The 12,154-nt window shown below is 35.7% G+C and carries 12 protein-coding genes; 6 read left to right on the plus strand and 6 right to left on the minus strand.

Features of this window, described 5'->3' with window-relative positions:
- The first annotated feature begins 9 nt into the window (after nt 1–9).
- The gene (locus A9Y75_RS13555; protein WP_071190074.1) at nt 10–1,302 is read left to right on the plus strand and encodes a glycosyltransferase family 1 protein; all 1,293 of its coding nucleotides are present in this window, start codon (nt 10–12) and stop codon (nt 1,300–1,302) included.
- A 51-nt stretch (nt 1,303–1,353) separates the two neighbouring features.
- On the plus strand, nt 1,354–2,601 hold the full coding sequence (locus A9Y75_RS13560) for an FkbM family methyltransferase (RefSeq protein WP_236721397.1): 1,248 nt from the start codon (nt 1,354–1,356) through the stop codon (nt 2,599–2,601).
- A gap of 58 nt (nt 2,602–2,659) precedes the next feature.
- On the opposite strand, the gene A9Y75_RS13565 is transcribed toward A9Y75_RS13560, so the two are convergent.
- On the minus strand, nt 2,660–3,679 hold the full coding sequence (locus A9Y75_RS13565) for a CAP domain-containing protein (RefSeq protein ID WP_071190076.1): 1,020 nt from the start codon (nt 3,677–3,679) through the stop codon (nt 2,660–2,662).
- Between the two features lie 118 nt (nt 3,680–3,797).
- Nucleotides 3,798–3,953, minus strand: a complete 156-nt coding sequence (locus A9Y75_RS28500; protein ID WP_177176180.1) for a hypothetical protein — start codon at nt 3,951–3,953, stop codon at nt 3,798–3,800.
- Between the two features lie 123 nt (nt 3,954–4,076).
- Between A9Y75_RS28500 and A9Y75_RS13570 the strand changes: the two genes are divergently transcribed.
- The 3 genes from A9Y75_RS13570 (at nt 4,077) to A9Y75_RS13580 (ending at nt 7,294) form a co-directional block, all read left to right on the plus strand.
- Complete coding sequence (locus A9Y75_RS13570; protein ID WP_071190077.1) at nt 4,077–5,168, plus strand: glycosyltransferase; 1,092 nt, start codon at nt 4,077–4,079, stop codon at nt 5,166–5,168.
- A 28-nt stretch (nt 5,169–5,196) separates the two neighbouring features.
- Complete coding sequence (locus tag A9Y75_RS13575) at nt 5,197–6,267, plus strand: glycosyltransferase family 1 protein (RefSeq protein WP_071190078.1); 1,071 nt, start codon at nt 5,197–5,199, stop codon at nt 6,265–6,267.
- A 439-nt stretch (nt 6,268–6,706) separates the two neighbouring features.
- Nucleotides 6,707–7,294, plus strand: coding sequence for a Uma2 family endonuclease (locus tag A9Y75_RS13580; RefSeq protein WP_071190147.1), 588 nt, complete (start codon nt 6,707–6,709; stop codon nt 7,292–7,294).
- A 50-nt stretch (nt 7,295–7,344) separates the two neighbouring features.
- Here the strand turns inward: A9Y75_RS13580 and pyk are convergent, their stop codons facing one another.
- A complete protein-coding gene (gene pyk, locus A9Y75_RS13585) occupies nt 7,345–9,111 on the minus strand; it encodes a pyruvate kinase (protein ID WP_071190079.1) in 1,767 nt (588 codons plus the stop codon).
- A gap of 360 nt (nt 9,112–9,471) precedes the next feature.
- On the opposite strand from pyk, the gene crtR reads away from it, so the two are divergent.
- Nucleotides 9,472–10,353, plus strand: a complete 882-nt coding sequence (crtR, locus tag A9Y75_RS13590; protein WP_071190080.1) for a beta-carotene hydroxylase — start codon at nt 9,472–9,474, stop codon at nt 10,351–10,353.
- Between the two features lie 54 nt (nt 10,354–10,407).
- On the opposite strand, the gene A9Y75_RS13595 is transcribed toward crtR, so the two are convergent.
- The 3 genes from A9Y75_RS13595 to A9Y75_RS13610 all read right to left on the minus strand — a co-directional run bounded on the left by A9Y75_RS13595 (nt 10,408) and on the right by A9Y75_RS13610 (nt 12,154).
- Nucleotides 10,408–10,626: a type II toxin-antitoxin system HicB family antitoxin gene (locus tag A9Y75_RS13595; RefSeq protein ID WP_071190081.1), complete on the minus strand. Its 219-nt coding sequence runs from the start codon at nt 10,624–10,626 to the stop codon at nt 10,408–10,410.
- 82 nt (nt 10,627–10,708) lie between these two features.
- Nucleotides 10,709–11,440, minus strand: a complete 732-nt coding sequence (locus A9Y75_RS13600) for a hypothetical protein (RefSeq protein ID WP_071190082.1) — start codon at nt 11,438–11,440, stop codon at nt 10,709–10,711.
- A 426-nt stretch (nt 11,441–11,866) separates the two neighbouring features.
- Nucleotides 11,867–12,154, minus strand: coding sequence for a hypothetical protein (locus A9Y75_RS13610; protein ID WP_016953473.1), 288 nt, complete (start codon nt 12,152–12,154; stop codon nt 11,867–11,869).

A 12,154-nucleotide genomic window follows, 5' to 3' on the forward strand; every position in this document is an offset into this window, starting at 1 on the left:
AAAATTTTAATGAATTTACAGGGAATTAATGTATTAGTAGATGGATATAACTTAGAAATGATCCAAGGTACAGGAATCAAAACTTATGGTTTAACTTTAGTTAAGGCTCTTATATCTCTAGAAGCAAATGTAGATTTATTATGTAGTCGTTATACTAATAGTGATAGTAAGAATTTACTTTTAAATGAAGCTTTATTTTTCGATATTCAAAAATATAGTAGTAGCAATTTAGACATTAAGAGCATTATTAGTGCTGCTACTCACAGATTTTATCAAGCCAAAGAAGTACAAGTTAGTGATTTTGTTATCAAAAGAGATGCAGACTTTATTTTTGATTATTTAGCTAATTCGGGAAAAATATTTAATGTTTATAATTGTTATCGAGTAGCCAATAATTTATATAAGTATTTTCAATTACCAACTAGAGTAAAAATTAAAAAAAAAATTGACATTTGGCACGTAACTTATCCACTTCCTATTAAAATAAATGATGCCAAAAAAATTACAACTATTCATGATCTAATCCCGTTAAAACTACCTTATACTACTTTAGATGATAAAAAATGGTTTTTTAATTTAATCAAGGATGCAATTAAAACTTCAGAAATCATTTTAACGGTTTCAGAAAATACAAAAAAAGATATTCTACATTGTTTTGATGTAAATCCAGATAAAATTTATGTGACATATCAACCAATCATTGATAATTCACATTTAGTTGATAATCACACAACAGAAATTAAATTAAAAAAATATAAACTTAAAAACAAAAAATACATTTTATTTGTAGGAACAATCGAACCAAAAAAAAATATAGGCAGATTAATAGATGCCTATAGCAGTTTAGATACTGATATGCAACTAGTTATTGTTGGGAAAAAAGGATGGTTATGGGAAGATGAGATTGGTAAATTAGAAGCACTATTTGGTAAGGGGTTTACCAGAAAAATTAAATTATTAGAATATGTAGAAAAAACAGATTTGATATATCTATATCATGGTGCTTTTTGTTTTGTTTTCCCATCTTTATATGAAGGATTCGGTCTACCACCGCTAGAGGCTATGTCTTTGGGATGTCCTGTTATCACATCTAATGTAGCTTCTTTACCAGAAGTTTGTGGAAATGCTGCTATTTATGTAGATCCTTACAATTCAGATGATATTAGACAGGGAATTGAAAAGTTGATCAATAATCAACAAATAAAAACCCAACTTATAGAAGCTGGCAAAGAAAGAGTAAAATTATTTAGTATGGAAAATTATACAAATAAACTTTATGATGCTTATACAAAAGTTATTTAATTAACTTAAGGATTGTAAATAACTAATTTGATATACCTAGTTACAAATATGATGTTTCCAAACAATGATCAATACTGGATAAATACAGTAGATTTTTTACAAACAAGAATTCAAGACGGAGATAAAATATTAGCACCAACTGAATTTGAGGAAAAATTTGCAAATGTTATTACCTATTCCGTAACCAGAGAAAATTCAGGTAATGATTTTCAGTGGGTTATCATACATAAGGGTATGATGGAAAATATAGAATATCCTGTTCTAGATGAAATCATAGATAAAAATATTCCGGTTTTTGCTAATGAAGTTTTTGTCATCCTTACTAATCATACTTATATGTCTAGATTAGACAATAACTCTATTCATCTAGAATTATTTTGGGAAAAAATTAAATGGCTGAGAGGCATATATATTAAATCACAATCTGGGTTAAAAAGAGATTTTTTTCACAATTCCATTTATTTCAACATAAAAGACATTGGTTCATTAACACGAACAGAATTAGAATTAAATAGCCGTAAAATGTCCCAAACAGCTTACTTAGGCAATGGGGTACTTTTATGTCGAATTTTAACTAAATATATGTGCTACGTTGATTCTCAAGACATGAGTTTGACTCCTCACCTTTGTCTTAATGGTTATTGGGAATCTTGGATTACTCAAGCAATGGTTCGTGTTCTTGAAAGAGGTTTTTATTGTCTTGATATTGGTGCAAATTGTGGATATTATTCGCTAATAATGGCTGATATTGTGGGGGAATCAGGTCAGATGGTAGCAGTTGAAGCCAATCCAAGATTAGCTACTCTTGTAGAGCGAAGCTTAGTTGTTAATGGTTTTAAAAGAAATTCTCAGGTCTTGCAAAAAGCTGTTTCAGATACAAATGGAACAAAAGTCAATCTTGTAGTTCCTGAAGGTGGTTATTTAGGTGATGCAACAATATCTAGACCCGCTGATCAACCAGGAGATAGTATAGTTGAAGTTGAGACAGTAACAATTGATGAATTAACTCAAGATTGGCCACGGGTCGATCTGATTAAAATAGATGCAGAAGGAGCAGAAGAAGCTATTTGGCGTGGGATGCAGGAGACAATAAAAAGAAATCAAGATATAATTATAATCATGGAATTTTGTAGTTACCGTAACTATGATCCTAAATCATTTTTAGAAGATATTCAGTTAGCAGGATTCGTAACTCAATATATCGATAATGACTCACAATTAAAATCTTTGACTGTTGAAGATTGTCTTACTGCACGTCCTGGTGAATATTGGGATTTATATTTACAGCGAAAGAAATAAATTTTTTTATCAAACAAGTATTTTCAAGTTTTCGATTGACTTAATATCTTCAGCCCAATCACAGCCAACTACCCCAGATAGATGAACTAACATTATTAGCCGTCATAAATGCTGTCAGGTCAGCTTCACTCTGGTAATTAGCATATTGAATATTACCATCTAAGTGCATCAATGCCCGCAACACGGCAGTACCATCACCCAGTTTAAAATACATATCTTGGAATCCATCTTTATTGTAATCAGCCGCAGCTAAAACACTCAAGTTATTGATTCTCAGATCATTCTGAAACCTACGCTGACTATCAAATGGTCCACCAATATTTTGTGGTTTGTCTTTTAATGTCGGATCAATATAAATCCCGACTACACGAGTGTCCCCTCCAAAGCCATTTTTATTAAAATCTACAGTCCCATTGACTGAACCTACGGTTGCCCACCGTCCATTCGATGAGTTTACAAATACACTTTCTGAGTCTCCATCACCTTGGACATCGGCATCACCAACAAATCTCCAAGAGCTACCACTGCCAAGGTCATTACCATCGTAGTCTCTAATTCTACCCATATATACAGATGGATTTTGTTTCACATCAGTTACAGATGGATTTTGTTTCACATCAGTTGAATCTGTTTCAGCCACATAAACGCCAGGACTGGGATCTCCAGCACCAAACTTTTGCACCCAATAGTGATTATAATTTACTGTCCCAGTGTCATTTGCTAGGTATGCGTACCCTAAACCCATGTGAGTGAAGTTGGCATTTAAAATATTAGCTCGATGTCCTGGACTGTTCATCCAACCTTGAACTACTGATTCTGGTGATGTGTATCCAACTGCAATATTTTCCCCTGCCCAGGTATAGTTATACCCTTCTGCAATCATTCTGGTGAAAGGGGTTGAGCCATTGGGATCGTCATGACTAAAAAAGTCTCCAGTCGCCATGCGATCGGCATATTTATCAGCCGCTTGATCTAATTCCTGGGATAAGGTAAGAGCTTGCAAACCATTTTGCGTCCGATGTTGATTAATCAGATCGAGAACTCTTTGATCAAACTGGTCTTGCTTTAAAAGAACCATAAATTTTTCCTTAATTTATTATGCTAGTAGGACTTCCGCACTGTACAAATTGACCGTCATATGGGTGAACGAAATTAGGTAGATGTTATCATTGCAATCATCAAATTCAATCGCCGAATCACAGCCAACTACCCCAGATAGATGAACTAACATTATTAGCCATCATAAATGCTGCCAGGTCAGCTTTACTTTGGTAGTTAGCATATTGGATATTACCATCTTTGTGCATCAATGCCCGCAACACAGCAGTACCATCACCCAGTTTAAAATACATAAGTGTTTTTACCCCAATTTTCAAGATTTTTTAAATTATGTTAAAATTGTTGATTAATGGTTTTCCTTCGACATCTTTATGGTAATCATCATTAGAAAAGCTATCTAACCCTCTGTCATCAAAATGAAAATCGTTGCCATAACAGCCTATAACAGACCAACATTGTTGTACTCATGCTTAAAAAATCTCTCTCAAGCCCATAAAGTAGAAGAATGGGAAATTTGGATTTCAATTGATCCTAGTAATGTAACTAATAAAATTGTTTCGATAATTGAATCTTTTGCCAATCAAAAGCTTAAAGTAAATTTTGTAGTTAATGATTCAAGGTTGGGAGTAAGAAAAAATCCTTATAAGTTACTCCAATGGTGTTTTGGTCATGAAGCTAGTTTGGTTCTTTATTTAGAAGATGATGTGCTTGTAAGTAGTGATTGTCTTAATTTTTCTGAAGTTATTAATAAGATACCAAAATTTTCAAGCAATTATCTTTGCGCTAACTTATTAACCACAACTTGTAATTCACATTCTGTACTTTGTCCACCTATAGAAGACTACTCAAAATTAAAAAATATCTTGGTAAAAAATAAATTCTTTTCTAGTTTGGGAATCATTCTAAATAAGTATCAATTTATTAATTATTTTGAACCAAATTGGTTTAACTATCCATTAAATCTGAGAAATTTCCAAGGTGCTGAGACGGATGGATGGGACTTAGCAATCAATGATTATTTGTTATCCAACAAAGACCTATTTGTTATTCAGAGTATAATTCCCAGAATATCTCATAAAGGAATTCACGGTACTCACGCAGACTATAGCTTTCATCAATCTGCATATTCTCACGTTAAAATATATGAACCATGTCATAACTCTTTAGATACTAAACAAAATCAGCTTTCTATTAAAATAATTAGAAGAGAAGATGTAAAAACCCTGGAAAAATTATTTCCTCCCTACATAAAATCGTATATTAATATGATTCATCAATTTACAGACTTGCAAATTTCCAGTATGGAAATTGAAAATAAGTTAAAAAATAGTCAATATATTAATAATACGATACCTAAACATAATGACGATGCAGATTCTGAAATTCAAGAATTTACACTTCTGCAAAAACGTTTAAAAGATATGGAATCAAGGCTTAATAAAAAATCAATTTGGATTGCGGAAAAAGTCGTATCTATTTTAAATAGATTAATTGGGAGAAATCAATAATATTAAATTTGTGTATTCAGTATATCTTATGACTAATGTATTAGTTAATTTAGCAGTTATTATTGCCCAATCTACAGGAATTAGTAAGTATATAACAGAATTATTACCTTATTTGAGTTTTATCAATCCCACTCTCCTAACCTCACAAAATTACCCTGAATTCAACTGCTACTCAGTCCCAAATAATCTTACTCCTGCTGACGGAATTAAAGGACATTTACGCCGTCTAATGTGGACACAATTCCAACTACCAAAAATCTATAAAAACCTTAAATCTCAACTTTTATTCTCCCCCATCCCAGAAGCACCCCTCTACACCAACTGTCGCTATATCGTCATGTCTCACGACATGATACCATTGCGCTTTCCCAAACCCTTCTCACCGTTAACACCATACCATCGTTACTACACTCCCCAAGTTTTCCAGCAAGCGCAACACATAATTTGTAACTCCGAAGCAACAGCTAAAGACATCACCGACTTTTACCAAATTCCTACTAGTAAAATAACACCTATTCCCCTAGCATATAATCGCACTCACTTCCGCTTCCTCAACTTACCCACCAGTAATTACTTCCTATACATCGGTCGTCAAGACCCTTACAAAAACTTGCAGAGACTCATCACTTCCTTTGCTGCGCTACCTAACAAGGGAGACTATGAACTATGGTTAGCAGGGCCTACCGATAAACGTTACACCCCATTATTACAAGCGCAAGTTGAAGAACTGGGTATAACTCATCGTGTCAAATTTCTCAACTATGTACCTTATAGTGAACTACCAAAAATTATAAATCAAGCACTTGCGCTAGTTTTTCCTAGTCTTTGGGAAGGGTTTGGTTTACCAGTTCTAGAAGCAATGGCTTGCGGTACACCCGTGATTACTTCTAATATTTCCTCTCTTCCAGAAGTTGCTGGTGATGCTGCTATTCTGATTAATCCTTACAACGTGGGAGAAATCACAGCAGCAATGCAAGCAATTATAAATGATTCAGAATTGAGAAAACAACTTTCTCAAAAAAGTCTCACCAGAGCAAATCGATTTAGTTGGGAACAAACCGGACTTGATACAGTCGAGGTTTTAAAACAATATCTTTAAGAGAATTTATGCTCCTAAAGAGGAGGAAATTCAACAATGGATTAGGACTTACGCAAAAACTCTCCCAAACTCCTATTCCTCTGTGTCCTCTGCGGTTCGTTTCTTCATGATTTTGCGTAATTCCTGTGGATAAAAAAGAACTTTAATTCAATACTCAAATATGTAATACTAAAAATAACAAAATATTCTATAGATTTCAATACTGCTCGGTTAAGCTAGAAACTTAACCTGAATGTAGGTTGGGTTGAGGGACGAAACCCAACATTTATAAGCATTTGTTTGGTTTCGCTGACGCTCTACCCAACCTACCATTTCCCTTAACCGAGCAGTATTGCTATAGATTTATTTAAAATTAAAAATGATACTAACCAGATGTTGTATGCCATATCAAAATGCTAAAATAAATTTATCTTCTTTAACCTATACGAAATAAATCATGATGCTTGTAGAAACTCCCATCCGCCAATATTCTAGAGCAGAATACTTAGCACAGGAAGAAACTGCTGAGTATCGAAGTGAATACCACAATGGAGAAATAGTAGCAATGACCGGCGGTTCTTTAAATCACAATCAGATTATTATTAACTTAATCATTGCTCTTACCCTACCCCTCAGAGAACAAAATTATCAAGTTTACACCAGTGATTTACGTCTATGGATTCCTCGTTATAATGAATACACATATCCTGATATTCTCATCATCAAAGATGAACCAATATTTGAGGAAAGACGCACCGATACAGTAATCAATCCTAGTATTATATTTGAAGTTTTTTCTAAATCTACCAGTAGTCGAGATAGAGGAGATAAATTCACCTTTTACCGTTCTCTTCCTGAATTTCAAGAATATATATTAATTGACCAATATCAAAGTCATATTGAACAATTTAGTAAAACCAAAGAAGGTAATTGGCTATTTAGTGAATCTGACGATGAAGAGGGAATTCTAACTTTAGTTTCTGCTAACTGTCAAATTCCCTATCGCCAGATTTATGACCGGGTTACATTTGAAAAACCAACAGTTTAGAAATTAAAAAAATTAAAAACCAACAATTATTTGTTTTAATTTTTAATTTTCTACGTTCCCACAGCCCCAGAGTAAACTAAACCCCGTTGCATATCCAAAGTCAAAATCGCCCCATCTTTAATTACCTTTGTCGCTTCCTTCACACCCACAATGACTGGTACACCAAGACGTAAACCAATGACAGCAGCGTGACTGGTGAGACTGTCCTCTTCAGTAATAATCCCCCCAGCTTTGCGAATTGCTTCCACAAAATCAACACCAGTGCGGGATGCGACTAAAATATCTCCAGGGTTAAAGTTACTTGCATCCATAGCATTATGAACTACCCTCGCGCGTCCACTCACTGAACCTTGACCTAGACCAATTCCCTGACCTAGTACCGCAGTCACCACTTCCACCTTAATCAAGTCTGTTGACCCAGAAACCCCCTGAAGCGTACCAGCAGTCATCACCACTAAATCACCTTCAGTTAAGAGGTTTTTTTCTTGAGCAACATTGATAGCTGCTTGGAATGTCTGGCCTGTAGAAGGTAGTTCTAGCACTAATAGGGGTTTTACTCCCCATACCATCTGTAATTGTCTCGCCACATTTACATGGGGTGTAATGGCTAAAATTGGCGTTTTGGGACGGAATTTAGAAACGTTGCGGGCTGTAGCACCTGTTTGGGTCAAAGTCATGATTGCTGCTGCGCCCAAATTCTCAGCAATTTGACCAACAGCTTGACTGATAGCATTAGGAATAGAACGCCGATTATCTCGTGACTGACGGGAGTTGGAGTTTAGCGTTTCTTCCTGTTCAATGCGTTCAGCAATTCTGGCCATTGTTGCTACTGCTTCCACGGGGAAACTACCAACAGCAGTTTCATTAGAAAGCATTACCGCGTCTGTACCGTCTAAAATCGCGTTGGCCACATCGGAGACTTCCGCACGGGTAGGACGGGGGTTGCTGACCATGCTATCTAGCATTTGGGTAGCGGTGATGATGGGAATACCCAAGCGATTGGCTGTAGCAATCAAGCGTTTTTGCAGCACGGGTACATCTTCTGCTGGCAATTCTACCCCTAAGTCACCTCTAGCAACCATCACACCGTCACACAAAGACAGAACCGCTTCCATTTGTTCAATGGCTTCGTGCTTTTCGATTTTGGCAACTACAGGGACATTTTTGCCGGTGCTGGAAATTAATTCTTTGATTTCGATGATGTCCTGGGGGTTACGGACAAAGGAAAGCGCTACCCAGTCTACACCTTGATCTAGACCAAACATCAGATCCTCGCGGTCTTTGTCGGTCATAGCCTTAATTGATAAGTAAACTCCCGGAAAGTTTACACCTTTGTTGTTAGAAAGTTTACCAGGAACAGTAATACAACAATGCAAATCGCCTTTTTCCTGGTTAATCTCTTCTACGACCATTTCCACTCGTCCATCATCGAGGAGGATTTTGGCACCGACGGGGACTTCATCTGCTAAATAATCGTAGGTAACGCAACTGATTTCTTGGGTTCCTACGACTGGACGATTTGTTAAAGTAAAGCGATCGCCCTTCGCCAAAATTATAGAACCATTTTCAAACTTACCCAAGCGAATTTTTGGCCCTTGCAAATCTTGGAGAATTGCTACCGGTCTATTGAGTTCAAAAGCAGTTTGCCGAATTAGGCGAATACTACGCTGATGGTCAGCATGAGTTCCGTGGGAAAAGTTTAGCCGCAGTGTTGTTGCACCCGCTTCAATAATTGCCTTCAGCATTTCTGGACTGCTGGTAGCAGGCCCAATAGTAGCAACAATTTTGGTTCGGCGCAGAGAATCTCTTAATTGCATAGGGGCTGATTTCAAAATAATCTATCTGGGAAGTAATCGTATAGTAAGCGGCATCTCCTTTTCAGTCACTGCTATATCAATGATGTAAGCAGTTAGAGAAGGAATCAGCGGAATAGACTAGACATAGTACACCAATCTTATCTGCATCCTTCTTAAGGGAGATTTTTGCCATTCAAGCATTAGCACTGGTCAAACTTTACCCGTCAGCAAACACTTAAGTCTAGTCTGGAATCATAACGCCATTCATCCGCTCATTAGCAAAGACAGCAGATAAATCTTGCCATACAAAGCTTTATATAACTTTACTCTTTACTAAGAATTGTTGTATATTCGTAATATTTGATAAAGAAGGAGTTAGTAATGCTCACGTCGGAGGCACAAAAGCCACTGACAATCCCGCCCAAAGAACTTTTAGCACCTCCTGGTGATTTTAATCCCACACTACTCATGTTTTTTGTAGTGGTGACTATGTTGGTGTTATCTAACTTTGGTTATTGGGTTTGGGAATGGCCGCACTGGCTATGCTTTAGCATTAACACTCTGGCCTTGCATTGTTCTGGGACAATAATTCACGATGCTTGTCACCAGTCAGCCCATCGCAACCGTGTGATTAATGCCATGTTAGGGCATTGTAGTGCCTTAATTCTAGCTTTTGCTTTTCCAGTTTTTACACGGGTACATCTGCAGCATCATGGTAATGTGAATCATCCTCAAGATGACCCTGATCATTATGTCTCTACAGGTGGTCCGTTGTGGTTGATTGCAGTCAGATTTTTATACCATGAGGTATTTTTCTTTCAACGGCAATTGTGGCGCAAATATGAGTTACTGGAATGGTTTATTAGCCGTTTAATTGTCATTACTATTGTTTATATTTCTGTCCAATATCACTTTTTGGGCTATATTCTCAATTTTTGGTTTATTCCGGCGTTCTTGGTCGGAATTGCCTTGGGGTTATTTTTTGATTATTTACCCCATCGTCCTTTTGTGGAGCGCAGTCGCTGGAAAAATGCCCGCGTCTATCCTGGTAAAGTTCTCAATATCCTGATTTTGGGGCAGAATTACCATTTAGTTCATCATTTGTGGCCTTCGATTCCTTGGTATAATTACCAGCCGGCTTATTATTTGATGAAGCCGTTATTGGATGAAAAAGGTAGTCCGCAAACTTCCGGATTATTGCAGAAAAAGGACTTTTTTGAGTTCTTGTATGATGTTTTCATAGGCATTAGATTTCATCACTGATATGTTGAAAAAGAGACGTTTTCTGGAACGTCTCTACAAGGTGTAAATCCTTCTTTATGCTGCATTACAAACTGTCGGTTTTGGAAGCGGATCACCCGCAGCTTCGTAAGCAATAATAAGAGAGTCTAAGGCTTCTATTCCATTCGTTACTGCTAACTCGTAAGTATCTCCATGAGTGCGCCATTTTTGTCCTGGAAAGTCGGGGAATCCTACTAAGAAGCAATTATCTTCCTCAGACCACTGGATAATCATTTGGTACTTGAGTTTATTCATCTAACTCTATTAGACATCTGATGGAAAAGAATGTAGAGACGTTCCATGGAACGTCTCTACAAGGGTTCTAGGAAATGCACATTTAATTTTCGGAGATGTCTATTGTATCTATAGATAATTTTTTCATATATCTATTACAAATTTCGATACCTTTAGTTGTTAGTTCATAAAACTCACTGAATATAGGAATATCCCCCCCTAAAATTTTATTTTCATTGTCATCCATAAGTTGAAAAACTTCCATCGTCATTTCATGTGAAATTATTTTTATTTCAGTATTAGGCTTTTTTTCAATCTCTTCTATAGTCAGACGACCTTCCTTCAAAATCCACTCTAGTCCATGCTTTTGAGCATAATTTTGATATACTTCTCCTATATAATCGCCCATTGGTGAAGGGAATTGTTTATGTTCACTGTGAGCAATAGCTTTATCTCTTAAATGTATTAATTTTTTAACTAAAGGATTACTTTCTTTATTTACATATTTTTTGTCTTCCTCTAGAATTTTATGATCTATGGTTTCTGTACAACCCCAATTTTTATAATCAGATTCAATAATGTTGAGAATTTTTAAAAGTCCCAGAGTTTTTTTATCGTGATCATAGGCTCTTGTTAGTCTTAATACTCCAGTTTCATAATGAGCATGACACGATTCCCGAAAGTAATGCGGATACTCATTCAGGTGTTTGTTAAGTTCGTTAGTCATCCATTCATGAATTTTTAAATGAATGTGTGATTGATATAAACTATACCCAAGCTCACTTATTTTTGCTTCAAACTGTTTTTTAGTAACAGGTCTATTTGGTTCTTGCATTTTGATTATGCCATTTATATTCTACAAAAATACAAAAGTTGCTCACAGATTGAACAAATTTTTGTTATTAAATGCTTATATTTTCTATAAAATTAATGATTGAATATTCTTAACATCTAAATATCTCATCTAACGATGAATAATTATCAGAATTAACATCAGTAAAAAGTTTAAGTAATTCTGAGTTTGATTTTTTGGCTTCATTTATAAAATGAGGTAGGTATCCTAAAGTGAGAACATAAATATTTGTTCCAATTAACCCATTTATTTCTAGAGGAAAATGTAAAAATCCCTTTTCAACCGCATCAACTACTAATTCTCCACTAGGATTCAAGTAGCTTTCAAATAGAGATCCATCTATTACAATAACTGGAAAAATAAATGTTAGATGTTTTTGCCAATAAACTACCTACTTAACTTTTAACTTCAAATATCCGTTCCTAAACTCTGAGCGTAAATCACCTCAATATTGCTACCAAATTGCAATTTATCTAAGGATTCTGTAAAAAACACAAAACCCTTATACGCCGTCACATATTTATATATTTTCGTAAAATAACCTTCACTAGTGACAATGACAAGCGGCTCTTCACCTTTGGAGAGAATATTCAAAAAATCCTCTAACTTCACACAAACACCAGTTCCTCGATGAGTGAAAATACTCCCACCAATAGCAGCAGGTTGAGCAGCCGCGTCACCATTGTAATAGCTCAT

Source organism: Trichormus sp. NMC-1 (assembly GCF_001858025.1).
Classification (GTDB): domain Bacteria; phylum Cyanobacteriota; class Cyanobacteriia; order Cyanobacteriales; family Nostocaceae; genus Anabaena.